At 45.6% G+C, this 20,813-nt stretch carries 19 protein-coding genes and 1 tRNA gene; 3 read left to right on the plus strand and 17 right to left on the minus strand.

The window, feature by feature from the left end; all coding sequences use genetic code 11:
* Nucleotides 1–251: 251 nt before the first annotated feature.
* The 5 genes from VM802_RS21545 to VM802_RS21565 all read right to left on the minus strand — a co-directional run bounded on the left by VM802_RS21545 (nt 252) and on the right by VM802_RS21565 (nt 3,168).
* A complete protein-coding gene (locus VM802_RS21545) occupies nt 252–659 on the minus strand; it encodes a RidA family protein (protein WP_325534436.1) in 408 nt (135 codons plus the stop codon).
* 89 nt (nt 660–748) lie between these two features.
* Nucleotides 749–1,870, minus strand: coding sequence for an oxidoreductase (locus VM802_RS21550; RefSeq protein ID WP_325534438.1), 1,122 nt, complete (start codon nt 1,868–1,870; stop codon nt 749–751).
* Nucleotides 1,871–2,164: 294 nt separating this feature from the next.
* Complete coding sequence (locus VM802_RS21555) at nt 2,165–2,614, minus strand: HAD domain-containing protein (RefSeq protein WP_325534440.1); 450 nt, start codon at nt 2,612–2,614, stop codon at nt 2,165–2,167.
* A gap of 9 nt (nt 2,615–2,623) precedes the next feature.
* Complete coding sequence (locus VM802_RS21560) at nt 2,624–3,019, minus strand: hypothetical protein (protein WP_325534442.1); 396 nt, start codon at nt 3,017–3,019, stop codon at nt 2,624–2,626.
* 76 nt (nt 3,020–3,095) lie between these two features.
* Nucleotides 3,096–3,168, minus strand: a tRNA-Lys gene (locus VM802_RS21565).
* A 155-nt stretch (nt 3,169–3,323) separates the two neighbouring features.
* Between VM802_RS21565 and VM802_RS21570 the strand changes: the two genes are divergently transcribed.
* Nucleotides 3,324–4,499, plus strand: a complete 1,176-nt coding sequence (locus VM802_RS21570) for an acetyl-CoA C-acyltransferase (RefSeq protein WP_325534444.1) — start codon at nt 3,324–3,326, stop codon at nt 4,497–4,499.
* Between the two features lie 73 nt (nt 4,500–4,572).
* Here VM802_RS21570 and VM802_RS21575 read toward each other — a convergent pair whose 3' ends face one another.
* From VM802_RS21575 to VM802_RS21625, 11 genes are all read right to left on the minus strand, one after another.
* Nucleotides 4,573–4,824: a hypothetical protein gene (locus VM802_RS21575; protein ID WP_325534446.1), complete on the minus strand. Its 252-nt coding sequence runs from the start codon at nt 4,822–4,824 to the stop codon at nt 4,573–4,575.
* 22 nt (nt 4,825–4,846) lie between these two features.
* The gene (locus tag VM802_RS21580; protein ID WP_325534448.1) at nt 4,847–5,494 is read right to left on the minus strand and encodes a hypothetical protein; all 648 of its coding nucleotides are present in this window, start codon (nt 5,492–5,494) and stop codon (nt 4,847–4,849) included.
* An 18-nt stretch (nt 5,495–5,512) separates the two neighbouring features.
* Entirely contained in the window at nt 5,513–7,537 is a 2,025-nt protein-coding gene (locus VM802_RS21585; RefSeq protein ID WP_325534450.1) for a TonB-dependent receptor plug domain-containing protein, read from the minus strand.
* Between the two features lie 108 nt (nt 7,538–7,645).
* The gene (locus VM802_RS21590; RefSeq protein WP_325534452.1) at nt 7,646–8,347 is read right to left on the minus strand and encodes a LytR/AlgR family response regulator transcription factor; all 702 of its coding nucleotides are present in this window, start codon (nt 8,345–8,347) and stop codon (nt 7,646–7,648) included.
* The gene (locus tag VM802_RS21595; protein WP_325534454.1) at nt 8,344–9,375 is read right to left on the minus strand and encodes a sensor histidine kinase; all 1,032 of its coding nucleotides are present in this window, start codon (nt 9,373–9,375) and stop codon (nt 8,344–8,346) included. The genes VM802_RS21590 and VM802_RS21595 overlap by 4 nt, the downstream gene beginning before the upstream one ends.
* Before the next feature lie 245 nt (nt 9,376–9,620).
* Complete coding sequence (locus VM802_RS21600; protein ID WP_325534456.1) at nt 9,621–10,931, minus strand: RagB/SusD family nutrient uptake outer membrane protein; 1,311 nt, start codon at nt 10,929–10,931, stop codon at nt 9,621–9,623.
* 19 nt (nt 10,932–10,950) lie between these two features.
* Nucleotides 10,951–14,085, minus strand: coding sequence for a SusC/RagA family TonB-linked outer membrane protein (locus VM802_RS21605; protein ID WP_325534458.1), 3,135 nt, complete (start codon nt 14,083–14,085; stop codon nt 10,951–10,953).
* A gap of 86 nt (nt 14,086–14,171) precedes the next feature.
* On the minus strand, nt 14,172–14,918 hold the full coding sequence (locus VM802_RS21610; protein WP_325534460.1) for a DeoR/GlpR family DNA-binding transcription regulator: 747 nt from the start codon (nt 14,916–14,918) through the stop codon (nt 14,172–14,174).
* A 195-nt stretch (nt 14,919–15,113) separates the two neighbouring features.
* A complete protein-coding gene (locus VM802_RS21615; protein WP_325534462.1) occupies nt 15,114–17,627 on the minus strand; it encodes a bifunctional glycoside hydrolase family 9 protein/polysaccharide deacetylase in 2,514 nt (837 codons plus the stop codon).
* A gap of 187 nt (nt 17,628–17,814) precedes the next feature.
* A complete protein-coding gene (locus VM802_RS21620) occupies nt 17,815–18,756 on the minus strand; it encodes a nitrilase family protein (protein ID WP_325534464.1) in 942 nt (313 codons plus the stop codon).
* Between the two features lie 76 nt (nt 18,757–18,832).
* Nucleotides 18,833–19,198 carry a winged helix-turn-helix transcriptional regulator gene (locus tag VM802_RS21625; RefSeq protein ID WP_325534466.1) on the minus strand — a complete coding sequence of 122 codons (366 nt, stop codon included), beginning with the start codon at nt 19,196–19,198 and terminating at the stop codon, nt 18,833–18,835.
* A gap of 157 nt (nt 19,199–19,355) precedes the next feature.
* Here VM802_RS21625 and VM802_RS21630 point away from each other — a divergent pair, with 157 nt between their 5' ends.
* The gene (locus VM802_RS21630) at nt 19,356–19,679 is read left to right on the plus strand and encodes an antibiotic biosynthesis monooxygenase family protein (RefSeq protein ID WP_325534468.1); all 324 of its coding nucleotides are present in this window, start codon (nt 19,356–19,358) and stop codon (nt 19,677–19,679) included.
* A gap of 3 nt (nt 19,680–19,682) precedes the next feature.
* On the opposite strand, the gene VM802_RS21635 is transcribed toward VM802_RS21630, so the two are convergent.
* Nucleotides 19,683–20,267, minus strand: a complete 585-nt coding sequence (locus VM802_RS21635) for a YdeI/OmpD-associated family protein (protein ID WP_325534470.1) — start codon at nt 20,265–20,267, stop codon at nt 19,683–19,685.
* Nucleotides 20,268–20,392: 125 nt separating this feature from the next.
* Between VM802_RS21635 and VM802_RS21640 the strand changes: the two genes are divergently transcribed.
* Entirely contained in the window at nt 20,393–20,776 is a 384-nt protein-coding gene (locus VM802_RS21640) for an SRPBCC domain-containing protein (protein ID WP_325534472.1), read from the plus strand.
* Nucleotides 20,777–20,813 lie beyond the last annotated feature (37 nt).

The following is a 20,813-nucleotide window of genomic DNA, read 5'->3' on the forward strand; positions in this document are numbered from 1 at the left end:
TAACTTCCATCACATCACATACTCCAACGTTCGGTCTGCAGGCTTAACCTGCAATTGCCCTTGCATGGTCATTCTATAACATCTCATCACTTCCAGCTATGTCTTACCATAATTACACGTCTTCAGGACATACCCGCATCAAGTCCACATTTACTCCTATATTACTATATAGACGAGTTACTGATCCTTGTAGTTTACTGGCGGGTATGTCACTCGATGACGTTTTGATTCCTTTCCTGAAGTATTAGTCTTTACTGTTTCCACTCTGCTGCATCATCTGTCACAGCCACTGCTTCTATTTCTATCAGTGCATCAGGAGAGTAGAGGGAAGATACTTCCAGTATCGTGTCTGCCGGATAGGGTGCCTTAAAATATTTTTCTCTCAAAGCAACGATCTTCTTAAAGTTGCCCATGTCCTTCAGGAGGATAGTCACCTTTACCACATTTTTAAGACTGGAACCACCGGCTTTCAACACCTTTTCCAGGTTCTCAAAAGCTTTGTTAGCTTGCTTATCAAAATCGCCGATTCCAATTAGTTGGCCATTATCATCAATAGCTGTTTGTCCGGAAATAAATAAGAGATCACCAACACGATAGCCTTGTGCAAGATGGAAAGGTTGATAAGGGTCCGGATTGATTTTTATTTGTGAGATGTTCATTTTATTATTTTTTAATTGTTGATATGAATTTTTTGATTGTGCAAATACGCTTATGCTGTATAAGCTGACGAGCATTAAAAAAAGTGTTTTCATGAGATGTTTATGTGATTGGATTTGATAACTTGATTCGTATGCCTGATGGTAGCTTCAGGCCAAAGCATATCGGGATGGAAAGCAAGAGGTGAAGTGCCGTTCAGTATATGCGAAGGCCAGGCAGGATCAGCCAGGGCAGCCTTTCCTATTGAGAGAAGGTCGGCATGCGATTCTTCAATAACCCTGGTGGCCCTTGTCAGTTGGTGCATTCCGCCGTTAGCGATGATCACCTTGCCAGTTATTTGTTTGGCGAGTGCTGCATAAGAGGTTCCATTGCTATAAAAACTGTCTCGCTCCCATTCTCCGCTTTGAACGGCAATATGAATAAAATCGGGTGCCGCTTTCCTGGCTTCCTCCAAAACTTCGACGGCCATAGCTGCGCCATCTTTCCAGCGGTATTTGAGATCATTCACTTTTCCTTCTGATAATCGTATCCCTATGAGGAAATGTGCCGGTACAATGGCTCTGATAGCCTGAATAATTTCAGTCGCAATGCGGAAACGATTGCTGGTGCTGCCTCCATATTGGTCTTCCCGGATGTTTAGTTCAGGTGTAAGAAATTGATCGAGCAGATAACCGTTGGCGATATGCAATTCTACACCATCAAAACCTGCTTCGAGTGCACCCGTCGCGGCATTTACAAAACCATTTTTAACGGTATTAATATCTTCCAGACTCATAGCCTTCGGAAAGGGGTACGCCCCTGTACCTCCATATTGTGCCATTTTAACGCCGCCCGGTTGTATAGCCGAAGGAGCAAGGGTGTCCTGAGAGTACTGCGACAGAGCGCCTGCGTGCATCAGTTGTGCAATTATGATCGCGCCATGCGTTTTCACCTGTTCTACTACTGGTTTCCAGGCTGCCGCATGAACAGAGGAGATGAGTCCGGGTTGATGAGGATAGCCTTTACTCGCAATCTCATCTGTATAATTCCCTTCTGTGATAATCATACTGAAACCACCTTTTGCAAAAGCGGCATAATAGTTCCCCATTTCAGCGGTAGCCAACCCTTCGGAGGTAGCACTTACACGTGACATAGGTGCAATAACCAGTCTGTTTTTCAGTGAGTGCCCCGGCCATTGTAACGGTTGGAATATTGGATGTTTTGTTATGTCCATAAGTACGTTTATTATGAACACAAAACTACTCTATGCACTTCCCCTGCACGTTTAACTATTATAATAAAGAGGATTAAACTAATTTAATTTTTCACGCTAATACCAAGGGAGGAAACGACATACCTTAGGGACATACTCTAATCTAAGAAAGGATGGTAGATAATAAGTGAGTAATAAGATGTTTTTAGTCTACTTAAAGAGACCCTGACTAATATAAAACTGAAGATATGCTACCAATAAAAAGCCTTACCAGCTTCAATACTGATAAGGCTATTGAATTATTCGGACGTTTACTTAAGCAGATTCTAATATCTCTAAAGCCGGAAGAACATGTTCTTCCGTAAGACCTACTGCTGAATAAGTTTGAATTAAATTACTTTTCAAATTTGCTGGTAAATCATTTAATGACTTATCATCATCAATAATCAGAAAACTATCACCACAATAGTTGCTGGCAAACCACTTCTCAATTTCGTCCTTTCTATTCAACTGATTAATATTAGCAGGAAGAGATTGTATGCTGGCATTAATTCCCCTTGCACTGAAAATATTCTTCCACTCAGTTAAATTATACCTTTCTTTGTGCGAAGTTGTTAGCATAATAGTGGTATCATAAGAAATTAATTTCTGAAGTGCGGAAACAGCTTTATTGCTAAAAGCGAAGAATCCATCCCGTAAAATCTCAGGACGTTTCCAGCTATTAGCAGGAACCATCACTCCATCTATATCTAAAAATACCAACATAGCGTAAAATTATACTTTTTTGGCCTTATTGGATAACAAATCTTGTAACTCACTCATTTTCATATTATTCACTTCTGCATCCTTTTGGTTATGTATATTGATATCATCTTCTGACTCCCAATCATTTTCATCCAAATGAACTAATTCCCAGTTTTTCTTTTCTGTCGCATTAGTTATTACGTAGGGATCTATACCAATAGAAATACCTGCAAGACACGAAGCAATGTATCTGTGATGCCCATTACATATAAGATTATCCACAACTTTAATGGCTGTGAAAGATAGTCCGGAAATCATTTTTATATAAAGTCTATTAACAATAGGAATGCATAATTTGTCTTGTGAACATCCAAGCACTAATTCTCCACTTAAGATCAAGGTTTGAACATCCTCCTTTGTTATCATTTTAAAAAGGGTAAAAAAAGAAGGCATTCCAGTAAGTGATTACCAGAATGCCTTCGTTGTGAATAATTCTATTTTGTGACCCTGTAGGGACTCGAACCCTAGACCCGCTGATTAAGAGTCAGCTGCTCTACCAACTGAGCTACAGAGTCTGAAAAAACGTGGCTGCAAATTTAACTGTTCTCTTGCATATTTCGTGTACTTTATTTAATTAAATTTGATAGGAGGGTGAAATTGTGGATAAATCCCTATTATTTACCCATTATGTTGACAATCTAACCGTTAGCTCATTATAAAAAATTTTGTTATGCAAGAAGCGTATATAGTAGCAGGATTCCGTACTGCGGTAGGCAAATCTAAAAGAGGGGGATTTCGTTTTTACAGGCCAGATGACCTTGCAGTGGATGTGATCTCCGGATTGCTTCAGTCTGTACCTCAGCTGGACCCCAAGCGCGTGGACGACCTCATCGTAGGTAATGCCGTACCGGAAGCTGAACAGGGCCTGCAGATTGGCAGAATGATCTCCGTAAGGGCTTTGGGCATTGATGTGCCAGGAATGACCGTTAACCGCTACTGCGCCTCCGGTCTCGAAACGATCGCTATTGCAACCGCCAAGATCAGAAGTGGCATGGCTGACTGTATCATCGCCGGTGGCACCGAAAGCATGAGCCTCGTACCTGTAGCCGGATGGAAAACCGTACCCAACTACACTGTAGCCAACACTACCCCTGATTATTATATCGGTATGGGTCTCACTGCTGAAGCGGTAGCCAATGAATTCAAGGTTAGCCGTGAAGACCAGGACGAATTCTCTTACAAATCACACCAGAAAGCCTTAAACGCCATACAGAACGGCTATTTCAAATCAGGCATACTTCCCATCAATGTAGATGAAGTATATGTTGATGCAAAAGGGAAAAAACAAAAACGTACCTACACCGTAGATACCGATGAAGGTCCGCGTGGAGATACTTCGCTGGAAGCCCTCGGAAAACTGAAACCCGTATTCGCCGCCGGTGGCAGCGTTACTGCCGGTAACTCTTCTCAGACTTCAGATGGCGCTGCCTTCGTGATTGTGATGAGTGAAAAAATGGTGAATGAACTGGGCCTCAAACCTATCGGACGCCTCGTTGCCTGTGCCTCTGCCGGCGTACATCCGCGCATTATGGGCATCGGCCCTGTAGCCGCTGTACCCAAAGCATTGCAGCAAGCCGGCAAAACACTACAGGACATCGACCTCGTAGAACTCAATGAAGCCTTCGCCTCACAGTCCATCGCTGTGATACGTGAACTCGGCATCAATCCGGATATCGTAAACATCAACGGCGGCGCGATTGCCTTGGGCCACCCGCTTGGTTGTACCGGCGCCAAACTCACTGTACAGATACTGGGAGACATGAAACGTCTCAATAAGAAATATGGTATCGTAACAGCCTGTGTGGGAGGCGGACAAGGTATTGCAGGAATCATCGAAAATATTTAGTTATTTTTTTATTTAATTATTTAAGCCCGGTAGGAAATCTCCACCGGGCTTAAATAATTAAATAAAAAAATAACTAAATATTCCTGCTCACAGAATCACAATGATGCCGGTAATAGCCACCATGGCGATAATCCCCATGTCCCCATACTCCCCGCATCAATATAATATTGGTGCAAATGAATAGTACTATCACCAGTATCGCCGCTACCCTGGTAATCACTGTCAACGCCCGCTTCTTCGAAAAGCCTCCGAAAACATAACCGATAATAAATACCATACAGGCGATGAACAATATCCGTATGATAATGAAAAGTGGGAAAAACATAATGCTGCGTTTTTAAGTGTGATTATTTTATTTTAGCCAACAACTCCTGGTCTTCTTTCCTTCCCCAATGCGGCTCCACACCGGCTGCTGTTCCCGGCAGTTTAGCCAGGCTCTCCTCTGCCAGCTGTTTTGCCCGTTGTTTATCACCGCCCCACAGTTTAGGTGTATAATACTTCACCCATGCTTCTACATATAATGCACGCGGATTCTGCGGATCCAACTGCTTGGCCTGCTCCAGGTGCTTCTGCGAAAGTGAGCCATATTGGCGACCGTATGTCATCGGATTAATGAACACGCGCGTGCGGTATACCATACTTAATACCGTATTTACTTCAGCCAGTTCCTTTTTCTGTTTGTCTGCGTTCAACAGGGAAATTGCCTGCTTGGCCTGTTCTTCACCGCTCTTGCTGTACGGCTCTATCCTTTCGCCATCATCCTGATAAAGGAAGCCTATCTTCGCATTGCAGAAAGCTGCATAGTAGTAAGGCAGCCATGCTGTTTTCTGTGATACAGCAATGCCGGAAAAGGTTTTCTCCAGCGCTTCGTAATCCTTTACGGAAGCTGCCTTATCAAGTCTGGTCACTGCATCCTGCAGCGGATCAGCGCTCTGAGCAGATACGGTTGTATATGCCATTACCAGCGCCAGTAGAGTGATCATAATTGTTCTCATCTGTTTATTTGTTTTTTGTTAGAGATTATCAAGAATATCATTGGTACGATCAATGCCGAAATTCATGAAGAAACCGATGAAGTAATACCGCGATGCGGGCAGTGTCATTGGCACTTTCCTGCTGCCATCAAAACTGTAATTGTATCCAAACACCTGTTTTGTTCCCAGCAGGTTATTCACCCCGAAGGCAATACCTGAAAAGTCTTTCTGCTTCCAGTGTTTGAAGAAAGGTGTCAGATAAGCTACATGCAGATTTACAACACTGTAGTTCTTCGTGGTGCCATCATCATATACTTGCCACTTGTTGTCAGGTACATTGAAACGAATGTCGTAATATGGCCTGCCAGCTGCAAAAGCGTAGGACACGTTTACATAAGCATTTATATCAGGAAATGATTTCTTTATAGCGATAGTAGCCGTGTGTGGCGCCGCAAATGTTGGTTTCAGCTCATACGGATAGTTCTGGAAGTCACGCCTGGTATCCAGGTATGTATAAGTGATCCAGTAGTCCAGGTTCCGGATTGTTTTCTTATCGCGGAAAAACAGTTCAATGCCTTTTGCATAGCCTTTACCTCCATTGCCTTCCTGCGGTTTTATTTTAATAAGATCCCGGTATTGTTTATAGTAGGCTTCCACCCTGAAGAAGCGGTTATTCTCCTTTCTGGTATAATTCAGCACATAGTGTGTAGCGCTGGAGAAAGTCAGATTACGGTTATAATACATGAACTCTTCCTGCGGTTCCTGGTAAAAGATACCGTATGCGAGGTTGAACTGTCCACCGCTCTTCAGCATATAGGCCACGCTGAGCCTTGGAGCCACCACCCACTTGTTAAGCGCAGTGGAGTGCTCGAGACGTGCACCCGCTTTAGCGGCAATGTTATCAGCTACGTATAGATCACCTTCCGCAAAAGCCGCTGTAAGCTGATCAGTAAACCTTATCAGGCTGTCGTTGGTGACGCCTTTGTCATTAGTGTAAAAATGCTCTGCCCCGAAACGCAGGGTCTGATTACCGGGAAGGATATGCGTGAACACGATCCTTCCCTGTGCAAAATCAGATCTGATGCGGTTATAGCGGTTCTTATACTGGTATGGTTCTTCATGTAATATTACCGTTTTCCCGTCGCCGTTAGTAAGACTGGTGGCAGTTGTATTGTGGTTATAAGTATAAGCAGCGCTCACATCCACTTTCCATTTATCCGTCAGCGCAGTACGGTAGCTGAGACTATTGTAGCCGTTCCGTCCTTTAACGAGATAGCCCGCACGTAACGCGGCGCTGTCAATATCGGGATTGTACATGCCAACGTTGCTGCTGCTCCAGTTGGTATAAAATTTTAGTATGCCTGTCTTTCCTGTTCTGATGCGGAAGTTTGCATTGCCATCGAGATATTCCGGGCCGCTGAAATAGTCAGGGCGCTGCTGTATGATGTTGTTGTACCACGACTGGTTGCTGTAGCTCAATGATGCGCCGAAACTACTCCTGCTACCTTTACCCAGTTTCTGGAAACCCGTACCGATATTAGCAGGAAACAGACTGAAACTGGCGGATGATTTCTCCGGCATATCTACACTTTCCATAATGAGCGCACTGCTCATTGCCTGTCCGTATAAGGCAGAATAACCACCGGAGCTGAAGAGTATGCCTTTGAACAGGAAGGGATTGATTCTCGCATATTGTGTAATACCTGGCACCGAAGGATAGTTGGGGTATTTCAGCAGGGTGCCGTCAATAAATTGTTTGGTTTCATAGCTGGTGCCGCCCCGCACAAACAAACCTTCCTGTTCGCCTATCTGCTGTGCGCCTGGAAGTGACCGCAGCGCCTGTGTAATATCAGCATAGCTGCCTGCTACAGTTACTGCATCTATCGGTGTCAGTGAAGCACCCTTAGCCTTATCGCTGGCTTCAAAGGCGCCGGCGCTTACGGTCACCATCTTCAGCGCCCGCGTACCCGGCAGCCTTGTGCTGTCCTTTTTATCTTTATTGTCCTGTGCCGACACCAGGTATCCCGGTAGCAACAACAGAACGGTTATAAGATACTTTTGCATTGCCTGTAGGTATTATTTACAGACAAAACTATCGGGAATATCAACTGAAATTTTTGAGAAGACACTACACAGGAAAGTGTGTATACAACATGTGTAAGTCAGGCCACTTTAATTTTCCGGCCTGTTCAGTATGCGGGTCACATTTTCTTTGAAGAACTCGCTCACCGGAATCTCCTTATCTCCGATGCATACCAGGTCACGCTTTACAGCGGTGATCCTGGGGGCAGATACCAGGAATGATTTGTGCGTACGGATGAACATGCCCGCAGGTAATTTCTCCTCTACAGCTTTCATGGTCATGCGTGTAAGGACAGGTTTGGAGGAAGATGAAAGAAATATCTTGATATAATTCTGTAATCCTTCAATATACTCAATATCATTCACCACAATCTTCACCAAAGTATATTCCACATTTACAAAGAAATCCTGCGGTTCTTCCTGCCGGCCCTGTTGCAGACGCAGGAGTTCATTAGCGCGATTACAGGCCTTCAGGAAACGATCAAAACTGAACGGTTTGAGCAGATAATCTGCTACCTGCAGGTTGAAACCTTCGAGTGCATATTTTTCATAAGCCGTTACAAGTATAACCAGTGGCGGATTCCGGAGCGATTGCAAAAACTGTAGCCCATTTATTTTAGGCATTTGTATATCCAGGAAGATAAGGTCGATTTTCTCCGACTGAAGTATTTCAGCTGCCTCCAGTGCATTTTTGCAGGTTTTCACTAATTGCAGGAACGGTACCTGCCGGATATTATCTTCAAGCAGCTCCCGCACCAGTTGTTCATCATCTACTGCAATACAACGTATCATATAAGGTTCAATGTTAGCGTGATATGAAAGATGTTTTCAGTATCCCTGATCTCCAGTGTATGCCTTCCCCTATAAAGCATGTCCAGTCTTGATTTCACATTGATTAATCCTATACCTGAGTTTTCATCTTTACTGGTATCCTGCTCCTTGTCGTAATGGTTGCTTACTTCAAAAACAAGCGTTCCATTCTTTACGGACAGACTGATATTTATCTGTGGCTGCTTCACCCATCCCGTTCCATGCTTGAAAGCATTCTCCACAAATGGTATCAGTAGCATCGGTTCAATCGCATATCCTCCGCCTTCGGCATCCACATCAATATCCACATTTACCATTACATCCGTTCCGAAACGCAGCTGCTGCAACGCAATATAACTCCCGAGATACGTGACCTCCTTTATCACCAATACCTTATCACCCTGCGAATCGTACAGCATATAACGCATTAGCTCAGAAAGCATAATCAGAGAGGGTTCCAGCTTATCCGACTTCTTCCTCGCCAACGATACCAGGTTAGTCAGCACATTGAATAAAAAATGCGGACTAATCTGCGACCGGAGAAATTTCAATTCAGTAGCCAGTTGTTGTGCTTCCTTGTCTTTCTTCTCTCTTTCATGCCTGATCTTATCTGTCACTCTTCTGTACACGAGGCTCAATACAAATATCATTACCGACGGAGCAAACACAAACTTGTATGCCGTCATATCTTTCAATACTTCCGGAAACCAGGTGGCCAGTATACGGTATTTAAGCGGGAAGGTTAACAACACCAATGCTGCAGCACTGATAACATACAGCCACCACCGGTGCCGGTTCATCAGCCTGGGATACAGGAAAAATGCATTCCCGTAGAAGATCACCATGTGGATAACGGTGGCGATAGAAAAGAACAAGCCAGGAATAGGCCCTATCCTGTAGTGCTGATCAGCAGTAGATACCAGATAGGGGAATATCAGCACCATACTCCATATGAGCACGTGCAAAGCGATGGTAATATGCCCTGGTCTTACACTTATCTTCATTTGCATAAAGATACCGCCATTTGGATTGTCACCGCACTATGTGTACACAAAACGTGGAATTATGGTGATGAAACGGTTCTCGCGAAGTTTTCCCGCAAAGCAGCAAAGGGAGCAAAGACGCAAAGGAATTTTTTATGTTTTGCTGGATTAAGTTTGAGATTGTATTATGTTTTGTTACTCAAAATATCTCTTAATCAAATTTAAAACCCCTTTTGCATCTTTGCTCCCTTTGCTGCTTTGCGGGAAAAATTCTAGAATGCAGGATCTGGCGGTGTATTCGGATTATCGTTCCGTTCCACAAAAGGATATGGGAAATAATTACGCTTGCGTTCTGCAACCGGTCTTCCGAAACGGCGGCTGTCTTCCAGTTCCTGCCCACCCATAAACAGCTCAATGCGACGGTGCTTATAGATTTGTGTCAGCAGCTCCGGTTGTGTGGCCGCTACCACCGGCGGAAGGTCTGCACCAAGGAGGAAGGGATCTTCACTTTGGACAGGCTTCTTGGTCACCACTTTGTTCAGCTCTGCAAGTCCTTGTGCTATGTTATTCTGGCGGGCATAGCATTCTGCTTTTATGAGTGTTATCTCTCCCGGAAGATAAACAGGAACAGAGGCAGTGTTACTGTTATAGAAGCCATTCATCACAAAGCGAGGCTTCTTATCCGTTTGTGTTTTAATGTAGAAAGGTACGCGTTTATCGGTCAGGTCTGGCTGTAGACCTACAGGTAGTCCCATAGCGGAGTCCACCACCTGATAAATGTTGTTGGTAGAAGCGACCAGGAAAAATATCGGGTTAGTGATCTGCTCTGTGAAATCCAGCGTAGACTTCACCGTCAGATCTACCTTATTGGCCGCCGCCAGCGAAGTCGCGTAATCCGCCATATAAAGAGCATACCGGGCTTTTAACGCGTATAATGTATTAAGGATATTAATACCTCTTGGCACATTAGTGAGAAACGCATTGCTGGGAGGTGTAGCAGTGATTACATTGATGGCATTGTCCAGAACAGCCACCGCACGGGCATATCCCTGTTTTGCAGGAATGAACTTCACATCATTACGAACAGAATCCGGTTTACCGATGGTGTCAGGAACCTGCTCCCAGAAACCCGCCTGCACACCCAACGCTATTGCTTTGAAGATGGAAGCATACGCAACCAGGCCACTGGCATAGCTTTTATCAGATACAACTTTATCTGTACGGCTTAATATATTATCGGCTTCAAACGCCATCTTATTCGTTACGGCCCACATACCGGTTACAATCACGTTATTATTCAGGATAGCATTACCACCGGTACCAATCTGCGCTTCATCGGTGTTTCCGGGATTGGTTACATAAGTTTCGCCGTTAAGTAGGCTGCCAGATGTAACTACCGTATACAACAGGCCGGTCCTCTCGCGCGCATACCATGCCTGCAAACCAACCGCCACATTGGTAAGCGCCTGCGGGGTACTATAGGCCTGCTCCTGCGAAGGCCCGGAAGGATCCTGGTAATCTTTTTTACAGGCAATGATACTGATGAACAACACAGCTGCCAGGAGATATTTATATCGTGTCATGATCTTTCGTTTAAGTAGTTTAGAATTTTGCACGCAAGGCTATATTCCAGGTTCTGGGTACCGGTACCGCACCAAAGTCGATACCACGCAATACTGTACTTTGTCCGCCTGAATTCACTTCCGGGTCATAGCCTTTGTAGTTGTCCCATGAAATAAGGTTACGGCCGCCGATACTCACACTGAGATCCTGTATACTTTTGATCTTTCCGAAATCATAGCTGAGCGCCACTTCGCGCAGCTTCACAAAAGAACCGTTGTCTATTCTGAATTCGAGGATATTGTAGACACCTGCAATGTAGCCTCTGGGCAGTTGTCCAAGGTCTTCCTGTTCTGCAATCTTACCATTATCAACACCCTGGCGTGTCCTGTAATCGGCATTGAATACATCTATGCCCTGTGCAGCATCCAGCTGAACATGTAATCCTAATTTTTTATACCGCAGATCTGTGGTGATAGTGCCGGTGTAATCCGGGTTGGGGTCACCGATGATCTTGTTGAGTGCGGCAGCTTTGGCAGGAGGCAGCCCTGTAGCAGGGTCACGCTGTACTTCGTAGGCAAGCGGACCTTTCTGTATACCTGCTTCCGTTAGCGGGATGCCGGCAGCATTCTTTAAGATATTGCCATTGGCATCGCGTGCATAGAAAGTGCCGTAGAAGAATCCTATCGGTTCCCCGTTGGCAATACCAACAGGCGCACCTCCTACGGTATTGTAGAGGGCCAGCGACTGACCTATATCCAGTGCTTTGTTGCGGTTACGGTTGTAGATAACGGTGAGATCCCAGGTGAAGTCTGTTGTTTTCACAGGAGTTGCATTCAGCACCACTTCAAAGCCTTTGTTCTCCAGGCTGCCGATATTGCCCTGTATGAAGCTGTAGCCATTGGTATTGGCCACCGCCCTGCTGATCAGCAGATCGTTTACCCGTTTCCGGTAGTAGTTGACAGAGAAGCCTATGCGATCATTTAAGAAAGACATATCTGTACCAATTTCCAGTTCCTTCTGTCTTTCCGGTTTCACATCAGGATCGGTGTAAATGGTGGATGACTGAAAGGAGGAAGAGCCAACAAATGATGTGGCAGTGTATGTGTTGAAGCGTGCATAAGGAGGAATGCCGGTGAGATTACCGGATTCACCATAAGCAGCACGGAGTTTGAGCAGATTCCACCAACCGGCAACAGAAGATTCCTGCCAGAAGTCAGTGCCGGAGAGCACATAGCTGCCGCTCAGTTTTGTATATACCTGGTTACGTTCATTCTTACCAAACACAGAGGATCCATCCATGCGCAACGCACCGGTTACAAAGAACTGGTTTCTGAATTTGAAGTTCTGCTGGATATATGCGCCGGAGATAGACAGTTCAGAACGCAGGTCGGATCCAGGAATCAATGTGGTAGCCTTGTCCGGTGTTTGCACAAATGGCGGAAGACCACGGCCCTGCTGCAATGAGTAATGCTGCCGCTGGTATTGTGCAGAATAACCCAGTTGCGTAACAGACTCCAGGTTCTTACTGATGCTCCAGTTGTAAGTTGCATTCACATCATGGTTGATCAGGAACGAAGTGTTGGAACCAGCGCTGGCATAGCCATTCTGGGCAGGATTAATATCAGGTACGCCCCCACCGAAGAAACCCGGACTTACAGGATACGCGAAAGGTGGCATAAACGTAGTACCATCCTGGTTGTAGTTATCAATACCCAGGTGGTAATCTATTGTCAGATTTTTAACAGGATTCAGTTTGATACCTGCACCGGCAATGACTCTTCCCACCTGTTGCTGCTGTTTAAAATCTTCAATAACAGATACCGGGTTCACCCTTCCTCTCTCTCCTATCTTCATCAGGTTACCGAAAGCATCACGTTTCTGAATATCATAATAGTTACCAATGATGGTAACAGCGTTCATTGGTGAATAGAATGTATTACCATCGGGCTTTTCATTGGATTTGCTGTAAACGTAGTTCAGACTCGCGTTGAAGGAAATCCATTTATTCAGTTCCTGGTCAAGGTTCAGCCGGAAGCTGAAACGATTGTAGTCTGTGTTCCTGATAATACCCTGGTTGAAGAAATAGCTGGCAGATGCGAAATATTTCGTTTTATCCTTTCCGCCAGAGACGGAGATGTTATTATCTGTGCCTACACCGGTACGGAAAATATAATCCTGGTAATCATAACGGTTGACGTTTGTTTTGCTCGTTACGGCAGGAGTAAGGATGTTCTGGGTGGAATCGTTCGGAGAACCGCCGAATTTAACGGGCGCCTGGTTTACGTCCAGTTTTTTACGCAACTGACTTACCGATAAACTGGTAGAGAAGTTTACTACCGGTGCACCAGCGCTGCCACGTTTAGTGAAGATCTGTACTACGCCGGCGTTTGCGCGGGAACCATATATCGCCGCTGCCGCTGCGCCGTTCAGGACTTCTATCCTTTCAATATCCGCAGGGTTAATATCTGAAAGCCGGTTCTGGCCAACGGTACCGCTGAAGCTATTACCACCGGCTCCGGTATTGGCGCCATAGTTGGCGTCTGCATTGGTAACGCGGGCAGTAGAATTATCGATGATCACTCCATCAATGATGTATAGTGGTTCGGAAGAACCAGAGATTGTACTGATACCTCTGAGCCTGACAGACATACCGCCAGCAGGATCGCCCGAGTTCTGTATGATCTGTGCGCCGGCAGTCTTTCCTTGTAATGCAGCCAGAACGTTACCGGTAGCTCCTTTGGTGAGATTATCAGCCTTCACGGTGGCGATGTAGTTACCCAGCTGCCTGCGGGTGGTACCTTGTGATGTACCTGTTACCACAATTTCATCCAGTTTGGATACAGAGGCATCCAGCTGCACATCGCGGGTGATGCTGCCGCTGCTGCCTATGGTGATGCTGCTTTCCTTCGGTGCGAATCCGATACCTGTAAATACGAGGGTATAAGTCCCCGGCGAAAGATTAAGAGTAAAGCTGTAAAGGCCATCCACATTGGTGTTGGCGCCTTGCTTGGTGTTTTTTACGATGACTGTGATACCCGGCAGTGGTGATCCGCCGCTTTCGGTTACCTTACCGGAAACCTTTACCTGGGCGAAAACCCCGGCTGCCAGGCAGTTGAGAAGAAGAAGCAACAATGCCCTGCTGCCTGCCGTCTTCATTAAATGACGCGCGCTCATAGTAGTGTTTTAAAATAACGTGTTAAATACTTGTAATGAACATTCAGGTGTGTTGTTACTGGTTGATTATCTGATCAAATCAAAGCCTATAAAATTCTAATCCCCTTATTACTGTATGGTTGTAATTTTTTCGCTTTTGGCTGCAACTCCGTTATCAATATATCTATACTGTCCACATCACAGATCTTCAGGTGTTCTGCAGTATTCACCTTCTCTGAGATGCATAATGCCACTACTTTCCTGGAAGTGGCTACCATCGCCTTTTTTACCTGCACCACTTCCCAGTCATTGTCGGTGAGGCCAGCATTGGCGTCTATGGCATTTACGCCGAGAAAACACAGGTCGGCACGTATATCCCTTATTCTGGCGATTGCTTCTCCGCCTACTGTGATCTTGGAATTCTTCGCGAGCTTATCGCCGATTACGATGACATCTATATTAGGATGATTGGCATATTCAAAAGCTGCCGGCAGGCTCACTGTAATAAAAGTGGCCCGCAGCTCGGCCGGCAGTATCCTTGCCAGCTGAATAATCGTGGTGCCGCCGGTAGTCAGTACATACATTCCGTCCTTTATCAGCGATACTGCTTTGGCTGCAATTACACGTTTCTCCTCTAATGCATACACATCACCGCCGGCAATGCCCTGGTGAAATGAGTTTGACAGGCCGCCACCGTGCACTTTCAGAATCTTGCCTTCTTTGGCCAGCTCCATCAGATCGCGGCGGATTGTATCTTCCGATACGCCCATCTGCTCGCTCAAATGCGACGACAATACCTTATTGTGCAGGTTTACCTGATGCAGGATATATGCCTGACGCTCTTTCTTTAACATGTGGAGATTTGCATTGCATTCTAATTTCGACAAAATAGTGCAGTAAAACAAATATAAAACCGCATTTATTTGCATGAACATGCCGTTTTCTCTCATAAAGACGCAGATGGCCGAACTATCATTCATTTGATTTAGGTGATTATTATGATAACCTTTACCCTTCGCTCATCATAATAATCACCTAAATCAAATGAATCACAGTTCAGACATTTTGCTAAAAGTATAACCCTTCGATTTCAATGTGGCAATAAGGGTATCCAACCTGTTGTAGAATTTATCGGTTCTGCGGGGGTCTGTGCCTATATGCAACAGCAGCAGGAAACCATTCAGGCCATTGGGATGCGTTTGCTCATATTGTATAACAGACCGGAATATCTCATCGGACGACACATAGCGGCTGCCCATGCCGGGATAGGTGTAATCCGCATTAGTGCGGGTACCAGGCGTATAGCAAACCAACTGTCCCCCTGCGCCTTTAGTCCAGGTGGAAATACTATCATTGTACCATTCGTATGCAGGCAGGAAAAATGGCGCAGCAAATCTATCAATGCCAAAGGCTTTCATCTTCCTGTAATTGGCCGCCAGGTCTTCCTGAAATTGCTGTCTGGTGACCAGCAGGCTGTCCCGCTTATTCCAATCGCAATACAGCAGATGCTGATCCGAATGCGGACCGAGATAATGCCCCGCAGTCTTCAGTTTTCTGATTAGTGGAGCGAGAGCAGGGTTAGCATAGAACTTACCTGTAAAGAAGAAAGCCGCTTTTATCTGGTGCTTTTGCAATGTTTTACAGATCACATCACCCCCATCTGCAAATGCATCCCCGGTAAACACGAGCGTCAGTGCTTTGCGTGTAGAATCGTTGCGGATAATACCCCCCTGTACATAAGTACCGTTTCCCTTCACAGTATAACTATTACGGGTATACGTTTTCCTGCCTTCATCGTCTTTCGCGGCCAGCAGGTATACAAGAGATGCCGTGCCATCCATAGTTGGTTCGTTAGTGCTGTAATCACCTGCATCGTCATGATATACCGCGAGGTCGCTTTGAAAAGACGCATACTCATCGGGCTCCGATAAACGTATACCTATCAGGTTTCTGTAGATACTGGTATACACTGGTCCGTCCACCAGGCCACCATCAACAGGATAGTGTCCAATATGTGAAAAGGAAGAATGCGGATCTGCGGGTGTATCACCCCAGGCAGGAAGGCCATACACCATGCCGGTGCCCCAGGGATTACAACCAAACAGCCAGTCGATACTGGCCTGCTCCAGTTCTGCAAAATGGTTGTCGCCACTCAGTTTCCTGTACCAATAACACTGTATCGCAAAGGAAGTGGTGAGGTTGTTACTACACCAGATAAACGGGATACCGCGATAGAAGGCATTCTGCTCCGCCTTTTTCCAAACCTTGTCAATACCAGCTTTATAATAAGCAGTAAGTTCCTGTCGCTTTGCACCTTTCAATATTGAAGCCAGCTCATAATGCCCTGCATTAATAAAGGGATACCATTGATAATGACTGGCAGTATCCGTGCCCAGCCAGGGGGTTATCTTTTCCTGCTGTGCATAATACCACCCTTCGCGTTGATACGCTATACGGCCCGTACGCTGTGCCAGTGCAGCAGCTCCCAGCTCCATGTCATCGGTCCAGTTGTCTTCTGCATAGATATAAGGGGATACCACAGACGCAGTCTGGCAAACACCTGGTTGACGACGCCCTATAGCATAGGCTGAAAGCGCCCTGTCATGAAGCTTCTGCGCGTATGCGGGGTCTTGTTCTTTCAACAGGCTGCTGCCTAACGCAAAAGCGCTGGTAAATTTTCCTGCAGTGGAGGCAACGCCGGTAGATTTATTCTTGTATTTACCCAGACCTTGTGGCTGGCCTGTGCAAAAGTATACGGGCCGCTCATACCCCTTACCATAGAAATTATCTTCCTTGGGCAACCGCATGCCGCGGTGGTCCCGGTCATCCGCAATCTGGTTGAACATAATGTTTTCCTGCGGATGCATTTTCAACAACCAGTCCAACCCCCACCGGGCTTCGTCGAGCACATCTTTTATGTGGTTGCTCCCCTCCAGGCCGTTGGCTGCATAATGATCATCAAAGGAGTTGGGAAAATCGCGGTAAGCCGCCAGCAGGTGCCAGGTAGCATTCGCTGAAGTGGTAACATACTGGAGATAATCCGTGGCATCATGCCAGCCTCCGGCCACATCGATATGAGTACTATCCGGCATAGGGCCATACATTGTATAGCCGTCGTGAGTATGACAGGAGTCTTTCAGGAACGGGTTGAAGCCGCTACGCTGCTGCCGCATATAACGCAACAAAAAGTCCGCAGCGCCTTTATATATGTCATCACCTATACGAAAATAAGGAGACCGGGCTGACCCCGCCTGTAAATAATATACGCCTGGCTTCGTATATGCAGTAAAGTTAAGACGACAAGTTTTTAAAAAAGGTCCATAGTGCCCAAAATCCTTACCGGCAGAGGCGCTGAAAACGATCTCACCGGTGGCGGAATCCAGCAGGGTGAATGCTTGTGGTACTGCAACATTCCCGGCAGCCCATACGGATACCTTAATACCCTTAGTCAGATACCCCAGCTGGTTAATCCTGATCCATGCTGCCGGTTCATCTGCCGGCTTGTGAGAAGTGGTCAGCACAACAAACAACAGCAGCATGGATAAACGGAGCAGTTGTTTCATAACGTTTCATTTCACGCAAAGAAAGGAGTTTCACGCAAAGAATGCAAAGACAGTAAAGGAGCAAAGTTTTTTTTAAGTTAGCAAAGAACTGCGTTATAGTCCGTAAATATTTAGGGTACTAATAAACAGTCTTAATTAACTTAAAAAAAACTTTGCTCCTTTGCTCCCTTTGTGCCTCTGTGAGAAATTATAACCACACTACTTTCTGCTCAGACTGATGATCCTGCCCTATTACATCACGGTAGAGGTCTGGTCTCCGGGCCTTTCTGTACCTGAATCCGCCGGCTTGCTCCAGCTTTTCAGGTGTGAGTGTGGCTACTGCGAAGTCGTTGTCCAGCTTCCTGCATTCTGCAATCACATCGCCAAAAGGATCTATTACCATAGAGCAACCGTTCTTCAGCTGATCATCATCCATACCAATGGGATTGGAGAACACTACATACACGCCATTGTCGTAAGCCCTGGCCGGCAGCCATTTCATCAACCAGCTTCTACCTTTGAGGCCGTCAAATTCCATGCGCAGTGATGTAGAGTCATTTTCGCGGTTATGCCACAGGGCAGGGTCCACAAAACCCGCACCAGGCCTGGTAGATGGCGTGCACATGGTCACATGTGGCATGAAGATAATATCAGCTCCCAGCAGTGCAGTGGCCCTTACATTCTCAATAACGTTGTTGTCGTAACAGATCAGTATCCCACATTTCCAGCCATACAGGTCAAACACCACATACTGATCACCTGGCAGCAAGTGTGGATTAATGAAAGGATGCAGCTTCCTGTACTTTGCTTTCAGACCGGTTTTATCCACGCATACATATGCTTTGTAAAGATTGTCTGATTCATCTTTCTCAAACAATCCGGCGAGAATAGCGATGTTATGGCGGGTAGCGATCTCCGTCAGTTTGCGGATACTGGGACCATCAGGGATCAGCTCTGCAATATCGAGCATCTGCTCCCGTGAAAGATGTCGTGCAAATGTGTAGGCTGTAATGGAACATTCATGGAAGGCTATGGCTTGCACGCCTTCAGCGGCAGCCTTTGCAGCCATCTGCTCTATCACTCCCAGGTTGTACTCTTTGTCTCCGTTCTTGTTTTCAAATTGTGCGGTAGCGATCTTTAATTTATCCATAAGCATGGCGCCGGGGTTTCTAAGCCGGCCAAGCTATAAAAATAACGAATAGCAAGAAGTGCACAAAAGGAAAAACTTACTTGTACAGATGCTGATCCTGTGTATAATGTATCCCCTGTGTTTCGAGATAACTGATCCCCCACTGGCTCAGCATTTCGTATAAGGGTGACAATGATTCGCCATCAGCAGACAGGATGTATTCCACTCTGTAGGGTTTCTTCGACAGCACATTTTTTTCTATCAACTTATCACGCTCCAGTTCTTTCAGTTGCTGGCTCAGCATTTTCTCGGAAATACCCGGAAGATTATCTCTCAGCTCCACATAACCTCTGCGTGGAAACTGGTGCAGCTGAGACAGAATAAGGATCTTCCATTTGCCTCCGATGAAGCTCAATGCTACATCCACCGGACAGGTATATATCTTGTTGTTCAACTGTATCATAAGAAGTAACCTACTTTTTGGTTAGTTATTGTAGATGAAGCAGAAACCGCTCACCTTTGGTCCTCAAAAAAACATCATTCGCATGAAACTCCTTATTACATGCAGTATCCTGCTACTGTCTTTCTTTCAAATTAACGCACAAACAAAAAAAACAGGTATGAATAAAAACAATTATTCTGTAGAGATTATCCGTTATCAGGTACCTGCGGAGCAGTCTGCTGCTTTTGAAAAAGCCTATGCCGATGCTGGCCAGCACCTGAAAGCATCTGCCTACTGTAAATCCTACCAGGTGATACATGGCAATGAAGAACCGGAAAATTACATCGTGATCATTCACTGGACCTCTAAAGCAGAGCACCTGCAAGGGTTCAGACAGAGCGCGGAGTTTATGCCCTTCTTTGCGTTAGTAAAGCCATTCTTTAACAATATCCGGGAGATGAAACATTATGATCTCACAGGTATCGAGTGGACAAGAGAATAGGGATCACCAGCGATATTGCTTCAGGCGGCGGCCGGCTTCACTGTCTGAGATAAGCTCCTGCAGCCTTTTTTCACGTGTCGCTTCCTGCTTGGCACTCATCACCCAGTGGGTAGCCTGCTTAATATATGAAGGTGCTGCAGACTCAAAATACTTCCATGCTTTCTTATTGGCATTGAAGCGGGCCGCATACTCCTCAGAGAACCGGATTTCTTCCTTACGTTCGTAGGTATAGATGGCAGAGCGGCTTTCTTCCCGCTTGCTGAATGCAGCTGTGCCGGCGGGCGTCATCAGCCCCGCTTTGATGAGGTCTTCCACTTTCTTAATATTGATCGCACTCCAGATACTTTTTGGCTTGCGCGGACAGAATCTTATAAAGTAGCTTTCATCATCTATTGACTTCCGCACACCATCAATCCAACCGTAACAGATGGCCTGGTCTACCGATTCAGACCAGGTCATACTTTTTTTGCCGCTGCCGGTTTTATAAAAACCTACCAGCAGATCTGCAGCCTTATGATGATTTTTGTCGAGCCACTGCCTGAATGCCGCAGCAGTTTCAAAAAAAACAGGTTTCTGTCCTGGTTCCATATAAAGGAATTAAGGAGGAAAAGATAATAAATTTTGTACAACTGTTGTTTATAGGCAAATGGTACAAAACAGTTTTTCAAAAAAGCGGTTATTCACTAGCTTTGAGGCGGATAACGCTTTATCTTATGAAAGATTTCAAAAAATACTTCAGCATCGCAGCGCTGCCTGAAGAAGTTTATGCAGCACTGACCAATCCTGCTACCATTCAGCTATGGACAGGTGAACGTGCCGAAATGTCTACAGAACCCGGCTCAGAATTTTCCCTGTGGGAAGATAGTATTGTGGGTAAGAATCTTGAGTTTGAAGAAGGCAGGAAGATTGTACAGCAGTGGTATTTCGGAGAAGATGAAGAAACGCCCTCCATCGTTACTATCATTTTACACCCTGGTAAAAAAGGAACAGAAGTAGAACTCCGGCACACCAACATCCCCGATGAAGCCTACGATGACATCGTGGCGGGGTGGCAGGAAGAGTATTTCGGTGCGCTAATGGACTTTTACAGAGAGTGACAATTTTTTATGTTGGTATTTTTTTATGTAGCTATTT

It is taken from the genome of Chitinophaga sp. (assembly GCF_035538455.1).
Classification (GTDB): domain Bacteria; phylum Bacteroidota; class Bacteroidia; order Chitinophagales; family Chitinophagaceae; genus Chitinophaga.